Origin of the sequence: Leifsonia aquatica H1aii (assembly GCF_000633535.1) — a bacterium.
GTDB classification, from domain to species: Bacteria; Actinomycetota; Actinomycetes; order Actinomycetales; family Microbacteriaceae; genus Leifsonia; species Leifsonia aquatica_A.
In genome coordinates, this window is sequence record NZ_AYMR01000007.1 from 67,984 (window position 1) to 91,945 (window position 23,962).

Annotated in this window: 23 protein-coding genes and 1 riboswitch; of the genes, 12 read left to right on the forward strand and 11 right to left on the reverse strand. The window is 71.2% G+C overall.

Translation table 11 applies throughout. The annotated features are described in order from the left end of the window. Nucleotides 1-80: 80 nt before the first annotated feature. The 5 genes from U870_RS0105950 (at nucleotide 81) to U870_RS23040 (ending at nucleotide 5,988) form a co-directional block, all read left to right on the forward strand. Complete coding sequence (locus U870_RS0105950) at nucleotides 81-272, forward strand: hypothetical protein (protein WP_025156498.1); 192 nt, start codon at nucleotides 81-83, stop codon at nucleotides 270-272. 157 nt (nucleotides 273-429) lie between these two features. Then, nucleotides 430-1,101, forward strand: coding sequence for a GntR family transcriptional regulator (locus tag U870_RS0105955; RefSeq protein ID WP_025156499.1), 672 nt, complete (start codon nucleotides 430-432; stop codon nucleotides 1,099-1,101). Between the two features lie 666 nt (nucleotides 1,102-1,767). Next, entirely contained in the window at nucleotides 1,768-2,187 is a 420-nt protein-coding gene (locus tag U870_RS0105960) for a hypothetical protein (protein ID WP_205288736.1), read from the forward strand. A gap of 69 nt (nucleotides 2,188-2,256) precedes the next feature. Beyond that, nucleotides 2,257-5,013 (forward strand): Ig-like domain-containing protein, encoded by a 2,757-nt coding sequence (locus tag U870_RS0105965; protein WP_162819096.1) that lies wholly within the window; start codon nucleotides 2,257-2,259, stop codon nucleotides 5,011-5,013. Between the two features lie 276 nt (nucleotides 5,014-5,289). Then, entirely contained in the window at nucleotides 5,290-5,988 is a 699-nt protein-coding gene (locus U870_RS23040; RefSeq protein WP_025156502.1) for a GntR family transcriptional regulator, read from the forward strand. Between the two features lie 22 nt (nucleotides 5,989-6,010). On the opposite strand, the gene U870_RS0105975 is transcribed toward U870_RS23040, so the two are convergent. Then, nucleotides 6,011-6,502: an Lrp/AsnC family transcriptional regulator gene (locus tag U870_RS0105975; RefSeq protein WP_430623517.1), complete on the reverse strand. Its 492-nt coding sequence runs from the start codon at nucleotides 6,500-6,502 to the stop codon at nucleotides 6,011-6,013. A 107-nt stretch (nucleotides 6,503-6,609) separates the two neighbouring features. Between U870_RS0105975 and U870_RS0105980 the strand changes: the two genes are divergently transcribed. Further along, nucleotides 6,610-7,248, forward strand: coding sequence for a LysE family translocator (locus U870_RS0105980; RefSeq protein ID WP_025156504.1), 639 nt, complete (start codon nucleotides 6,610-6,612; stop codon nucleotides 7,246-7,248). Between the two features lie 44 nt (nucleotides 7,249-7,292). Here the strand turns inward: U870_RS0105980 and U870_RS0105985 are convergent, their stop codons facing one another. Beyond that, nucleotides 7,293-8,042 (reverse strand): SDR family oxidoreductase, encoded by a 750-nt coding sequence (locus tag U870_RS0105985; protein ID WP_025156505.1) that lies wholly within the window; start codon nucleotides 8,040-8,042, stop codon nucleotides 7,293-7,295. A 73-nt stretch (nucleotides 8,043-8,115) separates the two neighbouring features. On the opposite strand from U870_RS0105985, the gene U870_RS0105990 reads away from it, so the two are divergent. Then, nucleotides 8,116-8,997, forward strand: coding sequence for a sigma-70 family RNA polymerase sigma factor (locus tag U870_RS0105990; protein WP_025156506.1), 882 nt, complete (start codon nucleotides 8,116-8,118; stop codon nucleotides 8,995-8,997). A gap of 7 nt (nucleotides 8,998-9,004) precedes the next feature. On the opposite strand, the gene U870_RS22380 is transcribed toward U870_RS0105990, so the two are convergent. The 3 genes from U870_RS22380 to U870_RS0106005 form a co-directional block, all read right to left on the reverse strand. Next, entirely contained in the window at nucleotides 9,005-11,239 is a 2,235-nt protein-coding gene (locus U870_RS22380; RefSeq protein ID WP_025156507.1) for a bifunctional hydroxymethylpyrimidine kinase/phosphomethylpyrimidine kinase, read from the reverse strand. Beyond that, nucleotides 11,236-12,069, reverse strand: coding sequence for a hydroxyethylthiazole kinase (gene thiM, locus U870_RS0106000; protein ID WP_025156508.1), 834 nt, complete (start codon nucleotides 12,067-12,069; stop codon nucleotides 11,236-11,238). The genes U870_RS22380 and thiM overlap by 4 nt, the downstream gene beginning before the upstream one ends. Beyond that, nucleotides 12,062-12,153: riboswitch (TPP riboswitch) on the reverse strand. (Overlaps the previous gene by 8 nt.) A 29-nt stretch (nucleotides 12,154-12,182) precedes the next feature. Then, nucleotides 12,183-12,647, reverse strand: coding sequence for a GyrI-like domain-containing protein (locus tag U870_RS0106005; protein ID WP_029947260.1), 465 nt, complete (start codon nucleotides 12,645-12,647; stop codon nucleotides 12,183-12,185). An 88-nt stretch (nucleotides 12,648-12,735) separates the two neighbouring features. Between U870_RS0106005 and U870_RS0106010 the strand changes: the two genes are divergently transcribed. After that, the gene (locus tag U870_RS0106010) at nucleotides 12,736-13,188 is read left to right on the forward strand and encodes a hypothetical protein (RefSeq protein WP_205288737.1); all 453 of its coding nucleotides are present in this window, start codon (nucleotides 12,736-12,738) and stop codon (nucleotides 13,186-13,188) included. Nucleotides 13,189-13,291: 103 nt separating this feature from the next. On the opposite strand, the gene U870_RS0106015 is transcribed toward U870_RS0106010, so the two are convergent. Beyond that, entirely contained in the window at nucleotides 13,292-13,966 is a 675-nt protein-coding gene (locus U870_RS0106015) for a hypothetical protein (protein ID WP_025156511.1), read from the reverse strand. A 166-nt stretch (nucleotides 13,967-14,132) separates the two neighbouring features. Here U870_RS0106015 and U870_RS0106020 point away from each other — a divergent pair, with 166 nt between their 5' ends. The 3 genes from U870_RS0106020 to U870_RS0106030 all read left to right on the forward strand — a co-directional run bounded on the left by U870_RS0106020 (nucleotide 14,133) and on the right by U870_RS0106030 (nucleotide 18,594). After that, nucleotides 14,133-15,455 (forward strand): HupE/UreJ family protein, encoded by a 1,323-nt coding sequence (locus U870_RS0106020; protein ID WP_240183638.1) that lies wholly within the window; start codon nucleotides 14,133-14,135, stop codon nucleotides 15,453-15,455. Nucleotides 15,456-15,576: 121 nt separating this feature from the next. Then, nucleotides 15,577-17,406 carry a fibronectin type III domain-containing protein gene (locus U870_RS0106025; RefSeq protein WP_025156513.1) on the forward strand — a complete coding sequence of 610 codons (1,830 nt, stop codon included), beginning with the start codon at nucleotides 15,577-15,579 and terminating at the stop codon, nucleotides 17,404-17,406. 96 nt (nucleotides 17,407-17,502) lie between these two features. Next, the gene (locus U870_RS0106030; protein WP_025156514.1) at nucleotides 17,503-18,594 is read left to right on the forward strand and encodes a WxL protein peptidoglycan domain-containing protein; all 1,092 of its coding nucleotides are present in this window, start codon (nucleotides 17,503-17,505) and stop codon (nucleotides 18,592-18,594) included. A 64-nt stretch (nucleotides 18,595-18,658) separates the two neighbouring features. On the opposite strand, the gene U870_RS0106035 is transcribed toward U870_RS0106030, so the two are convergent. After that, a complete protein-coding gene (locus U870_RS0106035) occupies nucleotides 18,659-20,194 on the reverse strand; it encodes an MFS transporter (RefSeq protein ID WP_025156515.1) in 1,536 nt (511 codons plus the stop codon). A gap of 71 nt (nucleotides 20,195-20,265) precedes the next feature. On the opposite strand from U870_RS0106035, the gene U870_RS0106040 reads away from it, so the two are divergent. Continuing rightward, complete coding sequence (locus U870_RS0106040) at nucleotides 20,266-20,895, forward strand: TetR/AcrR family transcriptional regulator (RefSeq protein WP_029947263.1); 630 nt, start codon at nucleotides 20,266-20,268, stop codon at nucleotides 20,893-20,895. Here U870_RS0106040 and U870_RS0106045 read toward each other — a convergent pair. From U870_RS0106045 to U870_RS0106060, 4 genes are read right to left on the reverse strand one after another with little or no spacing between them, the layout of a single operon-like run. Further along, complete coding sequence (locus U870_RS0106045) at nucleotides 20,870-21,349, reverse strand: hypothetical protein (RefSeq protein ID WP_162819097.1); 480 nt, start codon at nucleotides 21,347-21,349, stop codon at nucleotides 20,870-20,872. The genes U870_RS0106040 and U870_RS0106045 overlap by 26 nt on opposite strands. Continuing rightward, complete coding sequence (locus U870_RS24620; RefSeq protein WP_025156517.1) at nucleotides 21,346-22,677, reverse strand: signal peptidase I; 1,332 nt, start codon at nucleotides 22,675-22,677, stop codon at nucleotides 21,346-21,348. The genes U870_RS0106045 and U870_RS24620 overlap by 4 nt, the downstream gene beginning before the upstream one ends. A gap of 19 nt (nucleotides 22,678-22,696) precedes the next feature. Continuing rightward, nucleotides 22,697-23,335, reverse strand: a complete 639-nt coding sequence (locus tag U870_RS0106055) for a SipW-dependent-type signal peptide-containing protein (protein WP_025156518.1) — start codon at nucleotides 23,333-23,335, stop codon at nucleotides 22,697-22,699. A gap of 3 nt (nucleotides 23,336-23,338) precedes the next feature. Beyond that, entirely contained in the window at nucleotides 23,339-23,947 is a 609-nt protein-coding gene (locus U870_RS0106060; protein ID WP_025156519.1) for a SipW-dependent-type signal peptide-containing protein, read from the reverse strand. Nucleotides 23,948-23,962: the final 15 nt, after the last annotated feature.

Consider the following 23,962-nt stretch of genomic DNA (forward strand, 5'->3'; position numbering starts at 1 on the left):
AATCGCGCGGTTCCATCCCGTTCGCGCGGAGTTCATCGAACGCGTTGAAAGGATCCAACCCCGTCGCCTAGGCTCCGGTCATGGAGGGCCCACGAACCATACGCACCCTGCTCGTCCCGGGATTCGGACTGGTCACCTGCGTGACGGTCGCGACGGTGACCGCCAGTGGAGACTCCCTCTACACCACCCTGTTGTCGGCCGTCGACGAGTACGAGCGTCCGGTCGATCCCCGGGTGCGGGCACGGGTGGAGCGCGTGCTCGGCGCGGGCTAGACGGTCTCCGTGCCCGGTCGGCGCGAGAGGTATGCGCGAATCACCCCTTCGGGCGCTGCGCGTCGTCGTGTTTGAATGCTCTCACCTGCTTGCGGCAGCAGTTCTCTGATCCATCGCGGCGGGCCTGGACTATCGACGCTCACCACCAGGAGGAGCCGTGCCCGTCCCGACCGATGCCGAGCCGCTGAGGCCCAGGCGTGTTCTCCTGAAGGACATGGTGCACGACCAACTCCGCGATGCGATCCTCGACCGCACGCTCCGGCACGGCGAAGTGCTCAGCGACGACGAATTGGCCCGCTGGCTCGGGGCATCGCGCAACCCGATCCGAGCGGCGATCCACGAACTCGCCCAGGAAGGGCTCATCGAGACGTGGCCGAATCGGTACACCAGAGTCGCGGTTCCCTCTCAAGCCGCCGTGATCAGTGCTACTCATGCGTTGGGAGCACTGTATGCGGGGGCGATGCGCTTCACCGTGCCCACGCTGCCGGATCGGGTCGTGAAGCAATCCGTGGAACGTTGTGCCGACGTGTTGGATGCGCTAGCGAGCGGCGATGTGGCCGACATCCGACGAAGCTTCATTCCCCTGTTCGACGACCTGCTGGCGAATTGCGCCAATGACCTCTATCGGGAGCGGGTCCAGAGCAGCCTCGGCGGTCTCCTGTTCATCGCTCAGGCTGAATCGGTCCTGCGTGCAATGGGCGGTGAACCCGGCCTGCGGCGACTCGAGGATTCAATCGAGGCGCTTGGGCGGGCCCTGTCCATGCGCGACACCGCCGCCGCGCGTGCGGCCGTCGAGGATGCCTTCCTCGGGTGGATCCCCGACGTCTGACAGCCTCGGCAGGAATGTGGCATTCCGGTCACCTACCTCACTTGAAGCACCTAGGTGAACTACTTAACCAAGTTCCACTGTGTGATATGGGTGGCATCTGGCTATGACCGCTGAAAAACCTGCTGATTCTCACGGGCGAAGGTGTGTTAGCACATCGGGTAGTGCTTCATCGACTGCGTAGGCAACGCAGCCAGATTACTGAAGCACAGCGATCAGTTCCGCAGGCGGGATCGATAGGAGTACCTGATCTTTTTCCGCGGCGCCGAGCGGACATGAACACCCGCCTAGCGTGATCTCTGTATCCGCAACTCCGGCAGGATCGCCCTCGCCGGCCCCAGGGGAGTCCACTGCGGCGAACGTGCCGAGCGTGTGCCCCCGGTGTCGCCGCCCCCTCCGCTCACCCCCGTGAGGCATGTCATCCGCGAGCGCTCAGCGCCTGGTCGGAGCCCGCCCACAGCTGTCCGAACCCGAAAGTAGACCCACATGACCACCATGCTCACCGGACCTCGACCGGCCTCGGACGATTCCGCGCCCCACTCGCGACCACGCCGTCGACGTGTGGCGGGTCGGTCGGACGTGCTGCGCTGGGTAGTCGGGGTCGTCATGGTCGCGGCCGGCTTGGCGTTCGTCCTCTCCGAACACTCTGTCCGTGTTCAGGAAGCGCAGTTGGCGACCTTCGTCGTTCGGCATTCGTTCGCGACGGATGCGATGTTCGCGACACTCGGGTCGGATCCGGTGATCGGGTTCACGGTGGGTCACGGCTGGTTCGCGGCGCAGGCGACGATTCTGTCCGGGTCCGCGTTCTTCGCGGGTGCGGTCGCTCTCATCGGCGGCACGCTGCTCCTGACCGGTCGGCTGTCGTGGTCGCACGGCCTGGCGATCACAGCCATCGGCGTGGTCGCGCTGGCGATCACCGGCCAACTCCGTCTGGTGCTGTCCGCCCTCGTGATGGGTTCGAACGCCCAGCCGGGCGTGCACCGTCTCGAGAATCCCTTCGGCGTCGCGGCGCTCGTCGTCGTCACCGCAGGTGTTGTCACCCTCTTCTTCTTCGCCGCCCGCTCCGCCCGACGGAGCCGGACGGCGTAGAAGCCCCTGCCGCAGTCCCTGCGGCGCCCTCAGCCGGAACAACCGGCACTCCCGATGAAAGGCAAGAAAGTGAAGAAGTCCAGAAAGCTCGGACGCGGCCTCGCCGCGGCCGGGGCCATTGCGGCGCTGAGCGCGGGCGCGTTCACCGCCGCGGCACCCGCGTCGGCGGCGACCGCGATGCAAGGTGACCGGCTGGTCGGCCCCCTGATCACAAACGGCGGCGCCTACGTCTTCAACCAGCCGGTCGCGGCCAACTACAAGGTCGCGCCGTCCAGTCCGTCGGCCGCCTTGGACTGGTGGGACTCCGCAACGACCAAGGCCACCTTCTCGCGCCCGGCCGCCGGCACGACCGGGCCATTCATCCTGGAGAACACCGGGAAATGTCTCCAGGCCAACGGGGCGACGAGCGTGTCATGGGCGGTCTGCAACGGATCGCTGGCGCAAGACTTCACAGCCAACAGGGTGTCGGACAGCTACGACACCTTTGGCAACAAGAGGTACTCGACGTCGTACATCACCCACCCCATCGACATGGGGACGTCAACTGGGCTTGCGCTGCAGGTCACACCGGCAAATCTCGCACAGTGGGACATCGGCGGCCTCATGGAGCTTCCGGTCGAACGGGACGTGCTCGTGACCTCGCCGGCCCCGAGCGACGTGGTGGGAACCTCGGGTGTCACCTACACGGGCACCGCCACGGCGAACGCGACCGTCGCGGTGACGGACGAATCCGGGCGAGAGATCGGTTCGACGACCAGCGACGACAACGGCGACTGGACATTCGACACCGTGCTGCCCGAGGGACCTGCGACTCTCACCTTCAGCACCGCGACCAAGTCGACGACCGTCACGGTGATGGTGATCGATGACTCGGCCTTCCTGGTCGTCACGGCCCCGGCGGACGGGTCGAAGGTGAGCACGAAGGGTGTCGTCTTCGCCGGGACAGGTCAGCCCGGCGAGACGATCACGCTGACAGACGGTGACGGCTCTCGGATCGGTTCTCCGGTCCTGATCGACGGCACGGGTGCGTGGAGCATCACGACGGACCTGGCCGAGGGGACGCACGCGTTGGTCTTCACTGCAGGCACCCGAAGCACGAGTGTCTCCGTCGAGGCGGTCGCCCTGACGCTGTCCTCCCCGACGGCGGGCACCACGATGGATGCCTCCGGCACGGTCTTCGAGGGCACCGGACTCCCTGGTGAGACGGTTCAGATCACAGACGCCGGTGGTGCCGTGGTCGCCGAGACCACCATTGCTGCGGATGGTTCGTGGACAGCCGTTGTGACGGTACCGGCCGGTTCTGCGGAGCTGACGATCACCGCTGGCAATCAGGAGGTGACCTTCGGAGCGGCTGTTGCCGATTACACTCGCAGCTTGGCCACCCCCGCGGACCGCGCGACGATCACTCCTGACACCGTGTTCTCCGGAACGGGCGCCGAGGGCGAGAAGGTCACGATCAAGGACAAGGACGGCACCATCCTCGGTTCGGCGACGATCGGCGCGGACGGCACCTGGTCGACCACCCTGTCCCCGGCACCCGCGAACGGCTCCATCGACCTCGTGATCGAGTTCACCGACTCCGACGGCAAGACCGACGTCTTCGCCGAGAACAACTACGAGATGACCGGCTCCGACGAGGCACGCGCCTTCGCCGGCCCGGCCGCCGGCACCGACATCACCCCGGACACCGCCTTCACTGGTACCGGCAGGGACGGCGACGTCGTCACCATTACCGATAGCGCGGGGACCGTTCTCGGCACCGCCACGGTCGGCGCGGACGGCCAGTGGTCGACCACGCTGAACCCGGCACCGGTCAACGGCGCGACCGATCTGGTCATCACCATCACCGGCGCCGACAACGTCACCGACCAGCTCGCCACCGGCAGCTACACGATGACCGGTTCGGAGGAGCCCAGCTCCTACACCGGCCCGACCAGCGGTAACGTCACCCCGGACACCGCCTACACCGGTACCGGTGCCAAGGGTGAGACCGTCACCCTCACCGACAAGGCCGGCAACGTTCTCGGCACCACCACCATCGGTGAAGACGGCAAGTGGTCCACCACCCTGGACCCGGCCCCGAACAACGGCCCCCTCGACCTGACCGTCACCATCGGTGACCTGAAGGTTGCGGACGTCACCGTCACGATGACCGGTTCGAACGAGGCGCGGGCTCTGACCAGCCCGGAGCCCGGTTCGAAGATCACCCCGGACACGGAGTTCTCCGGCACCGGCAACATCGGTGACACGGTGAAGGTCAAGGACAAGGACGGCAACGTCCTGGGTGAGACCACCGTCGGTAACGACGGAAAGTGGTCCACGACCCTGTCCCCGGCTCCGGACAACGGGAACATCGACCTGGTGATCGAGATCACTGGGAAGGACAACAAGACCGAGGAGCTCGCCAACGGTTCCTACGAGATGACCGACCTGACCACGAAGTTTCAGGTCCTGACCCCGAACCTGGAAGAGACGAACAACATCCCGAACGGGACCGTGTTCACCGGCACGGGCGAGCCCGGCACCACCGTCGTCATCACGGACAAGGACGGCAACGCCGTCGGCGACGCCGTCGTCGACAGCGAAGGCAACTGGTCCACCCCGATCACCGGTCTGGAAGAGGGCGACAACAGCCTGAAGCTGACCTACATCGCCCCCGGTGAAGAGCAGGTCACCATCGACCTCGGACCGATCGTCGTCGTCACCGACGACGCCGGTATCCCGGTCATGGACCCCGCCCTCGCCGGCGGGTTCGGCATGATCCTCCTGGCCGCCGTGGGCGCCTACGCCGGCCTCCGCCGCCGCCGGGTCGCCACCCAGCAGTAACCAGCACCACCAGCACCACCAGCACCACCGACCCTGACGGGTAACCCGGTGGGCGGACACACCACGGTGCGTCCGCCCACCCCCCACACACACTTCACACACCCGCGGGCGCCGTTCAGTTCTTCCGGCACCCGCACCGCCGACGAGTGAGCGGTCACTCGCCGGCACGGAGCGCCTTGTAGGAATGGGCAGGCTCCACCCGATGGCCGCACCCGCACCACCGCGAGTGCGGCCATCTTCACCACCCCCAACACGCACAGATCGACGGAGGAATCCATGGAGACGTCCCGCGCACTGCGCAGGTTCGCCGTCGAACGGCCCCTTCTCAAGGACATCGTGCGCGAGCAGATCCGGGACGCCATCCTGGACGGTACGTTCCAACCCGGAGAGACGCTTCATGACTCCGAACTCACCGAGTGGCTCGAGGTCTCCCGCACTCCGCTCCGGGCGGCCATCAACGACCTCGCTCGAGTCGGCCTCATCGATACCTGGCCGAATCGCTACACCCGCGTTGCCGCACGCACGGCGAGCAGCCTCGAGCCGTCGCTCCGCGCCTTGGCGATTCTGAACGGCGGCGCCGTCCTTCTCTCCGTCCCGAAGCTCTCACCCCGCGCGCGCAGAGAGCTAGGCCGGTTCTGCGACGACCTCATCGCGGCCATCGATGCGCGAGCGCACACAGCTGTGCGAAACACCTTCATGGCCCTCTTTCGCGAGGCCCTCGCGCACACCGACAACCCTGTCTACCGCAGGGGAATGACCAGCGACCTGGATGGGCTCTACTTCCAGGCCCCGATCGATGCGATCGTGCGCGCCGTCCCGACGGCGCAGCTCACCGCCATGACCGAAGCCACCGACGCGCTCAAGAGAGCCATCTCCGCCAATGAACCGTCCCACGCCCGCGACGCGGCCGAGGCGATGCACGTCGTTCTTCTGCGTCCGTCGGTGGAGCTGCCGGAGGGTGCGATCGGCGGGTGACCCGCCTGGATCGGCCCTGCCGTCACCGACCGGACGGACGGTTCCGTTCGCCGGACGGGCGCAGCGGCAGCGACCGGCCGGAGACGACGTTCTTCATCACGAGGGTCGTCTCGAGACGGCCGACGCCGGGGATGTTCGAGATGGTCTCGTCGTACAGTTCCTGGAACGCGGTGAGGTCCCGGCAGACGACACGCAGCAGGTAGTCGGGATCGCCGAACAGGCGCTGCGCCTGCAGCACTTCCGGTACCGCCTTCACGGCCTCCTCGAACGCTTCGATCGTCGGCTTGTCGGTCACCCGCATGGTCACGAAGAGCAGGCTCTCGAACCCGAACCCCAGCAGCCCGAGGTCGACCTCCGCGTGGTAGCCGGAGATGACGCCGGCGCTCTCCAGTGCGCGCAGGCGGCGATGCGCTGGAGAGGTGCTGAGGGTGACCCGCTCGGCGAGATCCGTGATGCTGAGCCGGCCGTCCTGCTGGAGTTCGGCAAGAATTTTCCAGTCGATCGCGTCGATCACGAGATTCCTTCCACTGACCCGGGGTATCGGAAGTATTTCCGGGACCATGTTCTGCCCGTTTCCTTCTAATCTTCCCTCGAAGCCGTAGTCCGAGGGAAGGAGTGCTCATGCCGGGATCCGCGATCGTCGCGTTCTGGGGCGTCTCGCTGCTCTTCATCGTCACCCCCGGAGCGGATTGGGCGTATGCGATCTCGGGCGGTCTGCGGCGCCGCGTCGTCCCGGCCGTCAGCGGACTCCTGCTCGGGCACATCGTCGTCATCGCGATCGTCGCGGCAGGGGTGGGGGCCGTGATCTCGCGGTTCCCGGTGGCACTGACCGGTCTGACGCTGGCCGGGGCCTTCTACCTGCTCTGGCTGGGCTGGGGAGTGCTGCGGCGTGCGACCGCGCCGCGTGCTGCGGAGGGCGCGGACGAGGGAGGCGCGTGGCGGTGGATCGTGCGCGGTTTCGGCGTCAGCGGACTGAACCCGAAGCTGCTGCTGCTGACGCTGGCGGTGCTCCCGCAGTTCACCTCGGTGGCCGGGCCCTGGCCGATCGGGGCGCAGATCGCGGTGCTCGGCGGGTTCCACGTCGTCAATTGCGCCGTCGTGTACTTCGCCGTCGGCGCCGCCGCCACGCGGGTGCTGTCCGCCCGCCCGGTCGCGGCGCGCATCGTCACCCGCGTGTCCGGATTCGCGATGATCGCGATCGGCGCGTTCCTCGTCGTCGAGCAGGTGATGCACGCGATGGTGCCGGCGGCCGTCGCCTGAGGACGCGCGTCGGCGCCCGGATGATTCCGTATGGCGGCGAGCGGTCAGACCACCGCGGCCAGGTACGCGCTCCAGGTGCCCGTCCCGCGGTCGGCGCCTGCTCCGGCGAGATTCGCCTCACTGCGGTAGGCGCGGCCCATCGCACCGGGTAGTGCGAAGCGCAGGTGCGGGTGGTGGCGGCCGGGGAGGGTGTCGATGAGCTCCTCCACCGTGCACACGTCGGGGCCGGCCAGGTCGGCGACCCGACCCTGCGGCGGCGCGACCGCCAGCTCTGCGAGACGTGCGGCGACGTCCTGCACCGCGACCGGTTCCAGTCGCACATCCTTCAGCACCGGGACGACCGGCAGGCGGGCCAGACCGCCGACCATGGTGTGCGCGAACTCGTGGAACTGAGCCGCCCGCAGCACCGTCCACGGCACACCGGAGGCGGCGAGGACGCGTTCCGATTCCGCCTTGCGGCGGAAGTAGCCGATCGGCATCGCGTCGGCTCCGATCACCGAGATGAGCACGATGTGGCCGACCCCGGCGGCGCGTGCGGCCTCGGCCACGTGCCGGGTGGCCACGTCGTCTCCGGTGGGTCCGCCGGCGAGGTGCAGGACCACATCGGCGCCGTCGACGGCCGCCGCCACACCGGCACCCGCGACGGTGTCGCCGACGACGTACTCGACGCCGTCGGCCGTCGGACGGCCGTGCCGGGTCAGCACCCGGATGCGCAGATCGTGCGCCGCGAGCAGCGGGAGGACGTGACGGCCGAGGTTCCCGGTGCCTCCGGTCACGAGGATGGTGCTGGTCATGATCGCTCCTTGTCACATCGGGGCCGGATGCCCCGTCTATCCAGAGGACGGACGAGCGAAGGAGAATGTGACGATGCCGATCGAACCCGACGCCCTGGCCGCGGCATTCGAGCGGCGGCGCCCGCGTCTGCGTGCCGTCGCGATCCGCCTGCTGGGGTCGCCGGCCGAGGCCGACGATGTGCTCCAGGACGCGTGGCTGAAGCTCGCCCTCGCCGACACCGACGGGATCGAGAACCTGGACGCCTGGCTGACGACGGTGGTCTCCCGGCTCAGCCTCGACGTGCTGCGCTCCGCCCGGGTCGTGAAGACGGACCGCTGGGCGGTGGAGGCGTGGGAGGACCTGCCCTCGGCGGCCGCCGATCCGGCGGCGGTGGCGGCCGGCAACGAGCGGGTCGCGGTGGCCCTGATCACCGTCCTCGACCTCCTGGCGCCGACGGAGCGCCTCGCCTTCCTGCTGCACGACGTGTTCGGGCACCCCTTCGACGAGATCGCAGCGATCGTCGGGCGCTCCCCGGCCGCGACCCGCCAGCTGGTCTCCCGGGCGCGACGCCGGGTGCAGGCGTCCGAGCCGTCCTCCCGAGCCGACGGCTCCCGCGGGCGCGCCGTCGTGGACGCGTGGCTGCGCGCCGTCCAGGAGGGCGACCTCTCGAGCCTGGTGGCCCTCCTGGACGGTGCCGCCGTGCTGGACGCCGACTACGGGTCGTCGACCGTGCGGCTGACCGGCCGCGACGAGATCGCGGCGTCGGCGCGCACAGCCGCGCACCTCGCGACGCACTCGGTCCCGGTGCTCATCGGGGGCCGGCCCGGTGTCGCCGCCGTACTGCACGGCCGGGTCGTCTCCCTGCTGGCGTTCGAGCTCGACGCGGACGACCGCATCGTGGCCCTCGACGTGCTCGCCGACCCGGTGCGACTCGCCGGCCTCGACGGCGCGACGCTCGGACTCGACGGCTCCTGAGGAGCGACTACCCGGCCTCGCCCATCGGCGCGCGGAAGAACGCGTCTTCGAGCTCGGCGGAGGCACGGAAGGCGTCCCAGGCGCGCGCACGCGTGGCGGGGCCGGCGGCGGCCGACGCCGCCGTCACGTAGCCGATCGCGTTCCGGGTGCTCTCGTGGAAGTTATCTGCGGAGTACGCCTGCAGCCACTCGCGGTACGGGTGGTCCTCGGCCGCCCCCGCTCCGCGCGCCCCGACGTCGGCGTAGATCCAGAAGCACGGCAGGACCGCGGCGATCAGCACGGCGTGGTCGGCGTGGGCGGCGGAGGCCCGCAGATGTCCGAGGTAGGCGGCGGTGACCGGGGCGAGGGTGTGCACCTCGTCGCCCAACTCGTCGCGGTGCAGTCGCAGCTCCTCGTCGCGGCACGCCCGTGCGGAGGCGGCCCAGAACGCGGACTCCTCCGGAGTGGGGGCGGACGCCGACGCGCGGTCGAGCAGTTCGGCGTAGCCCGCCAGGTACAGGGCGTCCTGTCCGAGGTACCAGCGGTACGCCGGGCGCCCGAGGTCGCCCTCCAGCAGCCCCCGGACGAACGGCGATCCGTGGATGCGCTCGCGGACGTCGGCGATCCCCTCCCACCAGCGGGCATCGAGCGGATCCTCCGGTCCTGCCGGTCCGCCCGCGGCGGCCCGCCGCCAGAGCCCCGAGAGGTGATGGATCGGCCCGGCACCCTCTCCCACCTGCAGGCGGTCCGCAGCGAGCAGACTCTCGGTCAGCCACGCCTTGGCGTCGGTGATCGGCTCGGCCCACGATCCGGCCTCGCGGCGACCGGGTACGCCGTCGTCGGGTGTGCCCGCGAGGCGGGTGGCGAGGGCGGAGGAGAGGGAGCAGCCGGTGCCGTGGGTGTTCGCCGTCTCGACCCGAGCGGACCGGAACTCGCGCACCAGCACCGCGCGATGGCCGTCGTCGGCAGCGGTTCCGGGAGCCGTTGCGCGCGCGTCGACGAGTGCGTCCACCGCTTCGAGGCCGGCCAGGTGGCCGCCCGTGGCGAGGACGCGCACGTCCAGCTCCCGAGACACCCGCTCGGCCTGCGCCAGGGCATCCGGCCAGTCGGCTGCGAGCGGCGACCCGGCGAGAATGGCCAGCTCGGGCAGGTTGGGGGTGATCAGGTCGACGTGGTGGGCGAGCCGGCGCACGGCGTCGACGGCGTCCTGCTCCAGCAGCCGGTCCCCGCTGGTCGCGACCATGACCGGGTCGAGCACCACCAGCGGCGGCCGGACCAGACGGACCCACTCCTCGACGACGCCGGCGAGTTCGGCGGTCGCCAGCATGCCGATCTTGACCGCATCGATCGCGACGTCGTCGGACACCGCATCGAGCTGCTCGCGCAGGAACGACGCGGGAGTCACGTGCACCGAGCGCACCCCGCGAGTGTTCTGCGCGACCAGAGCGGTCACGACGGCCATGCCGTACCCGCCGTTCGCGGCGATCGACTTGAGGTCGGCCTGGATGCCCGCGCCTCCGGTCGGGTCGGTGCCCGCGATCGAGAGCACACGCGGCGGGACGGGGGAGAACGGGACGCGTCGCGCCGCGGACCCGGAGCGCCTGCGGGACGGCGCGGCCGCCGCCCAGCCGGCGGCGAGCTCGGCGGCGGCGGCGCGCGGGTCCGGATCGGCGCACACGGCGGAGACGATCGCGGCCCCGGCGGCTCCGGCCGCGCGCAGCGCGGGCAGGTCGGCAGCCGTCACGCCGCCGATCGCGACGGCGGGGAGCGGGCTCGCCGCGCACAGAGCGGCGAAGCGCTCATGCCCGAGCGGGTCAGGAGCGTCCCGCTTGGTGGCCGTCGGATGCAGGGCGCCGATGCCGACGTAGGCGACGCCGGCGGGATCGGCCGCGGCGGCCTTCAGCTGCGCCGGCGTGGACGCGCTCAATCCGATCACGGCATCGGGCCCGGCGATCGCGCGGACGGTCGAGACGGGCAGATCGGACTGGCCCACGTGGACGCCGGTGACCCGGACCCCGCGGGAACGGGCGGCCGCATAGACGTCCACGCGGTCGTTGACGAACAGGGCGACGCCCTCGGGCAGCACGGCGGAGACCGCGGTGACCAGTCGCAGGAACGCTCGGGCGGAGGAGTCCTTCTCGCGCAGCTGGACGGCGGTCGCACCTCCGGCGACCGCGGCGGCGACCGTCTCGACCACCGAGCGTCCCGCGCTGCGGCAGGCCTCGGCGTCGGTCACGAGGTAGACGGAGAGATCGAGAGTCATCGCGCGGCCTCCTCCGCCCGCACCGAGCCGCCCGGGCGTTCCGGCGCGGTCGGCTCGGTCGGCTCGCCCAGCGCGTCCACGAAGGCGACCGCGAACCCGCCCGGCCCCTGCGCTCGCGCCGCCGCGCGCTCCGCGGCGGACGAGTACACCGCGTGCGCGGCGGCCACCGCGCTCAGATCGGACGCCGCGACGCCGCGGCCGGCGGCGACGAAGGCGGCGATGACGGCCCCCAGAGCGCAGCCTCCACCGGTCACGCGGGTCAGCAGCGCGTCGCCGCCCGCTACGCGGATCGTCTCGACACCGTCGGTGACGAGGTCGACGGCGCCCGAGACCGCGACGACACCGCCGATGCGCGTTGCAAGGGCGGAGGCGGCGTCCGCGGCGGACTCGACGTCGTCGACCGCGTCCACACCTCGGCCACCCGCGCCCGCGCCCGCCAACGCGCGGATCTCGCTCGCATTGCCGCGGATCACCGACGGCCGCAGCGCGACCAGCTCGTGCGCGAGCGCGGTGCGCACGCTCAGACCTCCGACCGCGACCGGATCGAGCACCCACGGCACGCCGGCATCGGACGCGGCCGACGCCGCCTCGCGCATCGCGACGCGCTGCTCCTCGCGCGGGGTCCCGAGGTTGACGAGCACCGCACCGGCGATGCGGGCGAACTCGCCGGCCTCGACCGGGATGTCGACCATGGCCGGGGCGGCGCCGAGGGCGAGCAGGACGTTGGCGGTGACGTTGGACACCACCGCATTGGTGAGGCACTGCACGAGCGGAGCGTCGGCGCGGACGGCCGTGTGCAGGCGTGGAGGATCGACAATGGTGCGCGGCATGGCGCGACATCCCTTCGCTAGTCCGAACTAGATCAGGTTCGACGGGTGTGATCTCAGCCCTGGCGGGCACCCCGTGTCACGTGTGTGGAGTCAGCGTAGCAAACGCCCCGCCGTCAGGATGCTGCCGGACGGCTCCCCGCGACGAGCACCGTCGCCGTGCCGTCGGCGCGATGCACCTCCACGTCCACGGTGAACGTGCGGTCGAGGGTTCCCTCGGCGGACTGCTCCCAGACGCTGCCCCACGCGGCGATGAGCGACTGCGGCATCACGCCGGCCGCTTCGAAGGCGACCCGCGGCTCGTCGCCGAGGCGCACGATCGCCAGGCCGGCGGGAGCCTCGCGCGGGGCGTCGATCCCGATGCCGACGATCTGCGAGTAGGCACCGTCCTGGTCGGATTCATAGTCGGACAGGACCGCGTAGAGGGCGTCGTCGCTGCGCCCGGCGAGATCGAGGAGGGCGGCGTCGGCCACCGCACGCTGCCACAGGGCGGGGATCAGCCCGGTCCCGTCGGCCTCGGCGGCGTTCGTGGTTCGGATGGCGTGGCCCGCGACGAAGGCGGGAAGCGGCGGGAGGGTCACGGTGGCCAGCATACGGAGTCGGAGGGAGTGCGCGGTGAACCGGGCCCCGGTGTTCCGTGCCGCCGCGCGGGTTCGCTACCCTCGGGTCATGCAGCCCGCACGCGTCCCGCGCCCGCTCCGCATCACGCTCGCCGTCGTCGCCTGGTTCAACCTGGCGTCCGCGCTCGTCGGGATGGTCGGTCTCACGGTGGGCGGCGGGATGGGCATCCCGCTCGAGTGGATCGAGGGCACGGTCTTCACCTCGTACGTCTGGCCGGGCGTCATCCTCGGGGTGGTCGTCGGCGGCGTCCAAGCGCTGGCCCTGGTCGCCCAATACACCCGGGCGCGCCTGGCATGGGGCCTGCACGCGGCCGCGGGCCTGATCATGATGATCTGGATCTTCGTCGAGATCGCGGTCATGCTCGTCTGGTCGCCGCTCCACGGCATCTACTTCGTCGCCGGCCTCGCGCAGACCGTGCTGGCCGTGCTGGCGCTCGGCGCCTGGCCGCGCCCGTTCCTCGGACGCGACGACGCCATCCGACCCGGCGATGCCACGCCGTAGCGTCGCCGGCATCCGCAGTCCCGGCATCGGCAGTCCCGGCCACCGCGTCCCGGGCGACCGCGACGCTCGCCGCCCCGACGCCCGGACGACCGGACGACTGACCTCACCCGAGGTGCAGGACGATCCCCGTCAACCCGTGGAGCACGCTCGCCACGCCTGCTGAGACCGCGTCGCTCGCGCGCGCCGGGGTGACGGCGGCGGGGACGCTGTCGTCGTCGCTGCTGATGCCGGTGCCGCGGAAGCTCGCGCCGGCCCACACCACCGAGGTGGCGTTGCCGGTCGGCTCGGGCAGCTCGGCGCCGATCACCAGGAACTGCTGGTGGAGGCTCTGAGCGGTGATCAGCGAGAACACGTCGACCACGCCCGCGCCGGCGCCGACGATCAGATCGGGCGCCTTCTCGATGGCGCGCAGGAGCTGAGCCTGCACGTCGTCGTCGCCGGTCGCGGCCAGCGTCGTCAACGACACCGCACGTTGGCCGGCCCAGCGGGTCACCCCGCTCGCGAGGGTGGTGGTCGCTGCGTCGTCGCCCGCGGTGATCAGGACGACCCGGTAGCCGGCCGGCGGCTCCACGCCGTCCCAGGACCCGGGCGCCGGGTCGATCGTCGCCTCCGGGGTCGGCGTGGTGACGCTGCCGAGGAATCCGGCACCGAGAGGGTGGAGGGCCGTGCCGTCGGTCGAGACGGGGGTCGGCGCCGGGGCGGCGCAGCCCGTGAGGGCCAGCCCGGCCGCGACGCTCACGGCGGAGACGAGCAGGGCGAGGGATCGGGTCGACAGCACCTCTCGACGCTCCCGGACCCGCGGGGCGCCGCGATGACTCCGGACCGCCGCGCAGGTGAACGGGCGGGAAACAGTCGGTCCTCCCGAATCGCGCCGCGTCGATCGCGTTCCATGCCGTTCCCGTCCCGGCCGCGTCGTGTTCACCCGTCTCGGACACGTTGACGAGGTGATCCACAGCCTCCTCCGCCGACGTCGCCGCCGTCCCCTGAGCACCTCCTCCCCTCACCCGACGCCTGCCCGCGCGGCCGGACGGCGAGGCCGAGCGACCGCCCGCCTCGTCGGCTCCGCCGCGCTCGCCGCCGCCGTCGCGGGGGTGCTGCTCCCGGCCGGCGCCGCCGGGGCGCACGGCTTCTCGTCCGTCGTCTACGTCGACGCCACGGCGACGACGGCGGGCACGGTGCGCACCACGCTCGACCTCGAGTACGACCTCCTGGTCGTCTCCGCGGCCGAGAAGCAGAAGGACCAGGGCCTGTTCGACCAGGGGATGGACCTCTTCCAGACCGGGGAGGAGGCCACGGCGATGAACGAGCACGCCGACACCGTGGTCGCCTACGTCACCGACCGGTTCTCGGTCAGCTCGGGCGGCACGGCGTGCACCCCCTCCCGGGTCGGCGACATCACGGTGCACGAGCGCGATTCGGTGCCGTACGCGACCCTCGTGCTGGACCACGCCTGCGCGGACGCCGGCCACGCCGCGGGCCACGAGCTCCGCAGCGGGCTCTTCCCCGACTCCGAGGACTACGTCAGAGACACCAAGACGATCGTGACGTACGACCTCGACGGTCGCGACGGCAGCGCGGCGCTCGACGCCGCCCATCCGTCGTTCTCGACCGAGCAGACCGGGGGCGAGCGGTTCGGGGAGTTCTTCCTGCTCGGGGCCGAGCACCTGCTGGGCGGCATCGACCACATCCTCTTCCTGCTGGCGCTGATCGTCGGCTCGCGGAGGCTGCGGGACGTCGTGCTCGCGGCGACGACCTTCACCGTCGCCCACTCGATCACGTTCCTGCTCGCCGCGCTCGGCTTCGTCACCGTCCCCGCCGCGGTGGTCGAGCCGGTGATCGCGCTGTCGATCGCGGTCGTCGCCGCCTGGTATCTCTGGTCGGTGCGGCGCCGGGTGACGATGTCGCCGGCCGAGCTCGCACTCGACGTGCGCCCGACCCCGTCCGGGCCGCTCGGGCTGGACCGTGCCGACTGGCTGCGCCTGGGAGTGGTGTTCCTGTTCGGGCTCGTGCACGGCCTCGGTTTCGCCAGCGCGCTCGGCATCGACGAGCCCTGGTCCTGGACACTGCTCTGGTCGCTGCTGATCTTCAACGTCGGGATCGAGGCGGTGCAGCTGGGGATCATCGCCGTGGTGTTCCCGCTGCTCGTCCTGCTGCGCCGGCGCGCGCCGCGGGTCGGTCTCTGGGTGGGGATCGTGGTGGCCGCCGTCGTCACCGCTGTCGCGTTGTTCTGGTTCGTGGGGCGGGTCCTGGGCCTCGAATGGGGGTGACCTTCTTCGGGCGTCCACCGCTTGAACCCTGTGAATTCACTCACAATTCACAGGCCGCCAGGACGGTGGGATCCGCGTCCGCGCATCCGCGGACATCTCACTGAGAAAGGCATCGGACTCCATGTCGAGTGACGACACCAGACGGGCTGCCAAGCCCGGTCACCGCACCACCACACGCCTCGCCGCCGCAGCGGTCTGCGTCGGCGTGATGCTCGGAGGCGGCGCGCTCGCCGCCCCCGCCGCTTTCGCCGCCTCCACCAACCAGACGGACATCGTCCTGGGTGTGGGCTCCAACGAATCGCAGCGCAACTTCTCCTGGTACTCCGCGGCCGACGTGGCCCAGGTCGTCCAGGTCGGCTACGCGTCCGACGTCGTCGGCGGTGCGTTCCCGCAGGTCGTGAAGAGCATCCCGGCGACGGGCGGCCTCACCACCAGCAACGAGTACAACCGCTTCGCCACCGTGACCGGGCTCAAGGAGAACACCTCCTACGTGTACCGCGTCGGCACCGAGGGCGACTGGTCGGCGACGTACACGTTCCGCACCCAGAAGTTCAGCGGCGACTTCAACTTCCTGTTCTTCGGCGACCCGCAGATCGGCTCGTCCGGCAACGTCCCGAACGACTCGGCCGGCTGGGTCGACACGCTCAACGTCGCCACCTCCGCCTACCCGAACGCCGAACTGCTCTTCTCGGCCGGCGACCAGGTCGAGACGGCGAACAACGAGACGCAGTACGAGGCGTTCCTGGCCTCGGACAAGCTGCGCCAGATCCCGTTCGTCGCCACCAACGGAAACCACGACGTGGGCTCCAAGGCGTACGAGCAGCACTTCAACACCCCGAACGTCGACCGCACGGCCGGCGCGAACACGGGCACCGGCTCGGGCGGTGACTACTGGTTCATCTACAAGGACACGCTGTTCCTCGACATCAACTCGAACAGCCGCGACGCCTCCCACATCGCCTGGATGAAGAAGGTCGTCGCCGAGCAGGGCGCGAAGGCGAAGTGGAAGGTGCTCGCCTTCCACCACTCGATCTACTCGCCCGGCCCGCACGCGACCGACAGCGACGTGCTCGACCGCCGCAACGTGCTGCCCACCGCCATCTCGGACCTCGGCATCGACCTCGTCCTGCAGGGTCACGACCACAGCTACGCGCGCAGCTACCTCATCCACAACGGTGAGAAGGCGAACGCGAACGAGCAGGCGGGCGCCGACCAGGTCGTCGCCGGCCCCGGCGGCGTGCTCTACGTGACGGCCAACTCCGCGTCCGGGTCGAAGTACTACGACCTGCAGAACAAGGGCTTCTGGTGGCTGTCGGTGCAGAACCAGGAGAAGGTCCGCAACTACAGCGCGATCGACATCACCAGCAGCGCCATCACGGTGAAGACCCTCCGCAGTCAGGCCAACGGCACCGACAAGCCGGTGAACAGCATCGTCGACCAGGTCACGCTGACCCGCGCGGCGAAGCCCGACACCGATTCGCAGCAGCTGCAGGTCACCGTCCCGCAGGCGGCTCCCGGCGAGTTCGTCTGGAACGTCGACGGCACGAACGGCCTCGTCAACCTCGGCCAGGCCGTCGAGGCGGGCGACCACTACGCGGCGGTCGGCTCGATCAACCCGATCCGCGTGACCGACACCCGCACCGCCGGCCCGCAGTGGTCGATCTCGGCGCAGGTGGGCGACTTCGCCTCCGGCGCCAAGACCTTCTCGGGCAAGTACCTCGGCTGGACGCCGTCTGTCACCGAGGCGGGCGGCGACGCCAAGGCGGGCGACCGCGTGCAGTCCGGCTTCGCCGGCGGCAACGGCCTCTCGACGTCGTCGACCCTCGGCTCCGCCGCGGGCGGCCACGCCAAGGGCTCGGCCAAACTGGGCGCCGCTCTGGACCTCAACATCCCGATCGACGTCACCGACGGCACCTACCAGGCGACCCTGACGCTCACCGCGCTCAGCTAGTCGTCGCACCGCTGCTCCACCGATTCACCGCCCGGGGCGGGCGCGCGTCAGCGGCCGCCCCGGGTCCCCTCGGCTCCCACCTCACCCAGGACGGTCATGAACTCTCGATCCCCCCGCACCGCGCCCGGTCGCGCGCGGTTCCTCGCCGGCCTGCTGCCGGCCCTCCTCGTCGCCGCGGTCGCCGCGGTCGGCGGGGCGTCCGCACCCGCCTCCGCCGCCGACGGCGACGTCACCTGGGGTGTGCGCACCGCCGCCAACGACAACGGCGCGGACCGCCAGAACTTCGCCTACCGGATCGCGCCCGGCACGCAGGTCTCCGACGCCCTCGTGGTCAGCAACCACGCCGCCACCCCGATCGACCTCGACGTGTACGCCGCCGACGGCTTCACGACCTCCAGCGGGCAGCTCGACCTCGTGACCCCGGACACGACGTCCGTCGCCGTCGGTGCGTGGACAGCGGTGCAGGAGGGGCGGGTCACCATCGCTCCCGGTGCCTCCGTCGAGGTGCCGTTCACGGTGAAGGTGCCGGCCGACGCCACCCCCGGCGACTACGCCGGCGGCCTGCTCACCTCCCTCCCGCATCCGGCCCAGGAGGACGGCATCAGCGTCGACCGCCGGCTGGGCATCCGGATGCACGTGCGCGTCGACGGCGCGCTCGCCCCTGCGGTCGCGGTCGAGAAGATGCACGTCGACTACACCGGCACGGCGAACCCGTTCGGCACGGGCTCGGCGACGGTCTCGTACACCGTCCACAACACCGGCAACGTGCGGCTCGCGGCCGGGCAGACGGTCACCCTGGCCGGTCCGTTCGGCTGGTTCCCGATCGACACGGCGAAGGTCGCGCCGGTGCCGGAGCTGCTCCCCGGCGAGTCGTGGACGGTCCGGGTGCCCGTCGACGGCGTGGTTCCGGCCTTCTGGCTGACGGCGAAGGCGGCACTCAGCCCGACCCTCCCGGCCGTCGCCGGGTCCACCCCGGGTGTCGACGGCGTCGCGGCGGAGGTCGGCGCGCTCGCCGTTCCGTGGGCGCTACTGGTGCTCGTGCTGGTCGTCGCGGCCGCGGTCGTGGCCGCCGTGCTCGTGCTGCGCCGCCGGCGGAGTGCCCGCGCAGCCCGCGAGGACGCCCGGGTCGCGAAGGCGGTCGAAGACGCCCTCCGCGACGCCGAGTCGGAGCCGGCTCCCACCGCCTGACCGACCTGGTTGACGCGACACGCCGTCCCCACCGAGACGGGGACGGCGTGTCCTGCCAGCTGGATCAGTGGGCGACGACGGGCTCGGGAGCGTCGGCCGGGGACGGCCCGGCGCCCGTGACGGCCGTCGGCTGCTGCGCGAGGGCGCTGCGGCGGCGGTACAGGAACGCGGTGAGCACGGCGCCGAAGGCGAAGAACCCGGCACCCCACCAGTACGCGGTCGCGTAGCTGTGCACGGCGGCCTCGGCCGCGACCGACGCGGACGGCGGGAGGTGCGCGGCGACGTAGTCCGTGGCCGCGGTGGCGGCGAGCGTGTTCAGGAGCGCCGTGCCGATCGAGCCGCCCACCTGCTGGCTCGTGTTCACCATCGCCGAGGCGACACCCGCGAAGCGCCGGTCGACGCCGAGGGTCGCGGTCTGGATCGCGGCGGGCATGATCGAGCCCATCCCGACGCCCAGGATCATCAGGGGCGGCAGCAGGTCGGCGGCGTAGTTCGCGGTCACGCCGAGGTGGGTCAGGTAGACCATGCCGGTGGCGGCGATCGTCGTGCCGATCGGCACCATGATCTTCGGGCCGAACCGCGGCACGAAGATGTTCGTCGAGAGCTGTGCCGCCGTGACGAGCATCACGATCATCGGCAGGAAGGCGAGGCCGGTCTGGATGGGCGTGAACTTCAGGGTGGCCTGGAGGTAGTACGTCACGAAGAGGAAGATGCCGAACATCCCGGCCCCGGCGATGAGGATGGCGCTGTACGACGCTCCGCGGTTGCGGTTCACGACGATCGACAGCGGCAGCAGCGGGTGCGTCGCCCGGCGCTGCCAGAGCACGAAGGCGATCAGTAGCACCCCGGCGGCGGTCAGGAAGCCCCAGGACAGCGGCGAGTCCCAGCCGTCCGACTCGGCGTTCGAGAACCCGTAGACGAGCGAGAACAGCGCGCCGGAGACGAGGATCGTTCCGGGGACGTCGAGCTTCGGGCGCGGGCCGGTGCGGTGGATCGAGGTGACGAAGATGGTCGCGCCGATCACGGCGACGATGGCGATGACGACGTTGATGTACAGGTTCCAGCGCCAGTCGAACTGCTCGGTGAGCACTCCGCCGAGCAGGAGGCCGACGGCGCCGCCGGCGCCCGCGATCGCGCCGAAGATGCCGAACGCCCGCGCCCGCTCCTTCGGGATGGTGAAGGTGGTGGTCAGCACGGCGAGCGCCGTCGGGGCGAGGAGCGCGCCGAACGCCCCCTGCAGTGCGCGGGCGCCGACCAGCATGCCGAACGTGCCGGCCGCGCCGCCCAGCGCGGAGGCGCCGGCGAAGCCGATGAGGCCGATGATGAAGGCGCGTTTGCGCCCGATGAGGTCGGAGAGCCGGCCGCCGAAGAGCAGGAGGCTGCCGAAGGCCAGCGAATAGGCGGTCACGATCCACTGGCGGTCGGCGTTCGAGAAGCCGAGGTCGGCCTGCGCGGAGGGGAGGGCGATGTTCACGACGGTCGAGTCGAGCACGACCATCAGCTGCGCGAGGGCGACGGTGACGAGCGTCCACCAGCGGCGCGAGGAGGGCGCCGCCGCGTCGGGTGCGGTGCTCGAAGGGGAAGGGGTTGTCTGCGACATGCGGGTCAGCATATACGAAACTCGGCAGTTCCGGATCTAATCTGTTCAGAAATTCATCTACACTGGAGGAGATGGACATCTCAGCACCCGCCCCCGCGACGAAGCTCGGGCGCAAACGGGACCACACGAGGGACCCCGAGATCCTCGACGCCGCCCTCGACGTGCTCGCCGAGACCGGGTACGACCGCATGACGATCGACCTGGTCGCCGCGCGGGCGAAGGCAGGCAAGGCGACCGTCTACCGCCGGTGGGCCTCGAAGGCCGACCTCGTGATCGACGCCGTCGCCTGCATGAAGAAGGGCGACATCGACTTCGACGCCCTTCCCGACACGGGCACGCTGCGCGGCGATCTCGTCGCCATGATGAAGCCGCACACGATCGTCGACGCCGAGAAGAAGCTGCAGATCATGGCCGGGCTGGTCTCGATGCTGGCGAACGATCCGGGTCTCGCCGACGCCGTGAACGAGGCGATCGTCGAACCACGCGCCTCCGTCAACCGCATCTTCCTGCGCCGCGCCGTCGAGCGCGGCGAGATCCCGGCCGACGCCGACATCGAGAAGCTGGCGCTCATCGCGCCCGCGATGGCGTCCTACCGGGTGCTCATCCTGCGCAAGCCGGTGGACCGGGAGTTCCTGCTCTCGGTGATGGACGACGTCCTGCTCCCGGCCGTCGGGATCAGGCGCACGTCCACGCCACGATGAGGCTGAGGGCTCCGAGGACGGTCGTGATCGTCCGGGTCTGCAGCGAGACGGGCGATGTCCAGGTCCCGTAGTTCGCGGTGACGGTGACCGTGCTGGTGCCCAGCAGCGTCAGAGTCGCTCCGGTGACGTTGCCCGAGGTCGCCGGGGCCGCGACCGTCGTGCTGCCGGAGCCGGCGGTGCCGCTCCAGGCGATCGTGTAGCTCTGCGGGGCGAGCGCGTTGCCGCCGGTCGGGGCGGCCGTCCAGGTGATGGGGATGTTCGCGGCGAGCAGTCCGCCCGACGAGCCGCAGGCCACGGTGGGCACCGCCCCCAGCACTCCGGCCGTGGCCGTGGCGGTGACGTAGGTCGACCGGGACCACCCGGCCTGCGCCGGGGCGCCTCCGGAGACGCCGATCAGGCCGGCAGCGGCGAGCACGACGGCTGCCAGGGCCACGAGGCGGAGGGCTCGTCTCACGACGGCTCCTCGGCGGTCGGCGGCGTGCGCTGCGTCCGGTGGCGTCGCGCGCCCGCTGCCGTCGCGATCGCCGCGCCGGCGGCCACCGCTCCACCGGCGAGCAGCGGCGGCAGAAGCGGGGGAGCCGAACCGGTGGGGGCGAGCGCCACGGGCGGCGCGGCCGCGCGGGCGTCGTCGGCGGAGGTCCACGCCCACACCTCGAGATCGGCGGAGCCGGACGACGTGCCGGACTCCAGGGTGACGTCGACGGCGAGCCAGCGCTGCTCGCTCGACGGCATGGCTCCGACGGCGATCACGCCCGCGGGCGCCGCGGGTGCGTCGGTGGACGCTCCGGTCCCGGCGAGCAGGACGGGGAGCGGAGTGGTCCCGAGCAGCGTCTGCAGCGTGCCCGGGCAGGCGGTTCCCGCCCAGCGCACCGAGCAGGAGCGCACGGAGACGTCGAGCGCCGCGGTGAGCGGTCCGGTCGAGGACAGGCCGAGGCCGACGGTGGCGGGAGCGGGCGGTGCGGCCGCGACGCCGACCTCCCACGGTACGGCGACGCCCGGGCGGAGGTCGGCGAAGGCGGCGGGATCGGCGATGGACGTGAGCGTCAGGTAGCGGCTCGAGGACACGGACTCGTCCGCTCGTGCCGGGGCGGGCGAGGCGAGCACGAGCGCGGAGGAGGCGCCGGCGACCACGAGCAGCAGCAGCGCGCCGCCGACTCCGCCCGGGCCGCGGCCGGCAGCGCGGGACCGCCGACGGCGTTCCGAGCGCCTCGGGTCGTCGTCGCCGCGTGGCCAGAAGGCCCAGGCGACCAGGACGGTGGCCGCCAGTGTCGCGCTCCCGAGGAAGAACGGGTTGGAGAAGAAGGCGATCACCTGGGCTCCGCCGGGGACGCTGGCGATCACGAGCCGCACGTGCGAGACATCGTACGGAGCCGGGTCGTTCTCGGCGTTCGCGTCGCCGCGCAGCACGAGTTCGACGCGCCCGCCGCTCCGCGGCTGAGCGGATACCACCCGGTGCGTGATCGGCAGCGCGCCGCGCCGATCGACGGTCACGACGTCTCCGACGCGTGCCTCGCCCGCCGGGATCTCGCGGACCAGGGCGACGGCTCCGGCCGGGATGGTGGGGCTCATGGACCCCGTGCTGAACAGGATGAGGGTGATGTGGAAGACGGCTGCGGCGATCGCGCCGAGGATGCAGAGGGCTCCGGCGATGGAGGCGACCGTGAGCAGCACGTCACCGGCCCGGGACGCCGCCCGTCGGGCGGTGCGTCCGCCGGACGGGGCGGCGGCGTGGGCGATCGGCGCCTCGCCTGCGCGCTGCTCGGTCCCCTCGCGGATGCTCACCTCGCCTCCCTTCCCGTCCTCAGTTCGATGTGGCGACGAACTGCCAGGTGGCCGTCGTCGTCTTGCCCTGGAGGCTGTTGGGGGCGCCCGCGGGCAGGGTGACCTCGAAGCAGAATCCTGTCGCGGCGCCCGGCGCCGAGCTCGTCGCGGCGGCGAGGGCGTTGGTGACGCCGGCCTCCTGCCCCGCCGTCAGCGCCCGTGTGGTGGCCGCCGCCCCGACCACGAAGGTCGGCGTGCCGGTGAAGGCGGCGGCGTTGCAGGTCGCCGTGGTGCGCACCACACGGTAGACGAGCGCGGCGCCCAGTGTGGCCGCGTCCGTGCCGCCGAGGACCGCCCCGTTCAGCACCGCGGTGCCGGCGACCGAGTTGGCCGTCGTCTGGATCAGCACGGGGAAGTACTGGGAGAGTCCCGGGGCGAACGGTCCGGCGAACGTGACCGACGCTCCCGGCGAGACCGAGTTGTCGGCGTATGCGCCGCCGTTGACACTCGACTGGGTGTTGAACACCGACGAGGTGAACGACCCGGTCGCGTACTCCTGATCGGTCCAGCTGGCGAGAGTCACGGCCGCGCCCACCCCGAGCGCGAGGCCCGCGGCGAGCACCGCCCGCAGCCGGAGGGCCCGAACACTCCGGCTGCGGTACGGCCGCCCCTCACGCATGGACTACTGGCTCGCCGCCTGGAACTGCCAGGTGGCCGTGCCGGTCTGCCCTTGCGCGAGACCCGCCCCGCCCGTGACCTTGAAGCACAGGAAGACCGGCGCCCCCGCCGCTCCTCCCGTCCCCTGGGTCAGGGGGAACGTGGTCGATCCGGGCACCGTGCTCAGGGCCGTCCCTGCGGGGACGAGGTCGGTGCCTGTGGTGCTGGCCGTGCAGCCGAACGTCGCCGTCTGCATCAGTTCGTAGGTGAGGTTGGTCACGGTTCCCGTCGTGGCCGCGCTCGAGATCGTGACCACGGCCGGGTTGGTGGTGTTCGCCGCCAGCTCGACCGCGAACGGCGCCGCGGTGACGGCCCCCGGAGAGAGCGTCGCGGCGTTGACGGTGAACCCGAGGGTCGCGGGCGAGCCCACCGTCGCGTGATCGGTGTAGGTGGTCCCGTCGATGCTGCCGACGAGGTTGAAGGTGCCCGCCGTGAAGGTTCCCCGGGCGAACTCGGAGTCGTTCCAGGCGGCGAGCGTCACGGCGGCGCCGGCGCCGAGCACGAGCCCGGCGGCCAGCACGGCCTTCAGTTTGCGTCCTCGCCGGGGGGCGGGGGTCGCGTGTGTCTCAGTCATCGACTTCTCCTTTCT

Excerpts from the sequence above, each read along its gene's own strand:
- U870_RS0106055 (WP_025156518.1), bottom strand. The coding sequence starts at position 23,335 with ATGCGTGAGGGGCGGCCGTACCGCAGCCGGAGTGTTCGGGCCCTCCGG.
- U870_RS0105950 (WP_025156498.1), top strand. The coding sequence starts at position 81 with ATGGAGGGCCCACGAACCATACGCACCCTGCTCGTCCCGGGATTCGGA.
- U870_RS0105990 (WP_025156506.1), top strand. The coding sequence starts at position 8,116 with ATGCCGATCGAACCCGACGCCCTGGCCGCGGCATTCGAGCGGCGGCGC.
- U870_RS0106035 (WP_025156515.1), bottom strand. The coding sequence starts at position 20,194 with ATGTCGCAGACAACCCCTTCCCCTTCGAGCACCGCACCCGACGCGGCG.
- U870_RS0105980 (WP_025156504.1), top strand. The coding sequence starts at position 6,610 with ATGCCGGGATCCGCGATCGTCGCGTTCTGGGGCGTCTCGCTGCTCTTC.
- U870_RS22380 (WP_025156507.1), bottom strand. The coding sequence starts at position 11,239 with ATGACTCTCGATCTCTCCGTCTACCTCGTGACCGACGCCGAGGCCTGC.
- thiM (WP_025156508.1), bottom strand. The coding sequence starts at position 12,069 with ATGCCGCGCACCATTGTCGATCCTCCACGCCTGCACACGGCCGTCCGC.
- U870_RS0106025 (WP_025156513.1), top strand. The coding sequence starts at position 15,577 with ATGTCGAGTGACGACACCAGACGGGCTGCCAAGCCCGGTCACCGCACC.
- U870_RS0106040 (WP_029947263.1), top strand. The coding sequence starts at position 20,266 with ATGGACATCTCAGCACCCGCCCCCGCGACGAAGCTCGGGCGCAAACGG.
- U870_RS0106010 (WP_205288737.1), top strand. The coding sequence starts at position 12,736 with ATGCAGCCCGCACGCGTCCCGCGCCCGCTCCGCATCACGCTCGCCGTC.
- U870_RS23040 (WP_025156502.1), top strand. The coding sequence starts at position 5,290 with ATGGAGACGTCCCGCGCACTGCGCAGGTTCGCCGTCGAACGGCCCCTT.
- U870_RS0106030 (WP_025156514.1), top strand. The coding sequence starts at position 17,503 with ATGAACTCTCGATCCCCCCGCACCGCGCCCGGTCGCGCGCGGTTCCTC.
- U870_RS0105985 (WP_025156505.1), bottom strand. The coding sequence starts at position 8,042 with ATGACCAGCACCATCCTCGTGACCGGAGGCACCGGGAACCTCGGCCGT.
- U870_RS0106060 (WP_025156519.1), bottom strand. The coding sequence starts at position 23,947 with ATGACTGAGACACACGCGACCCCCGCCCCCCGGCGAGGACGCAAACTG.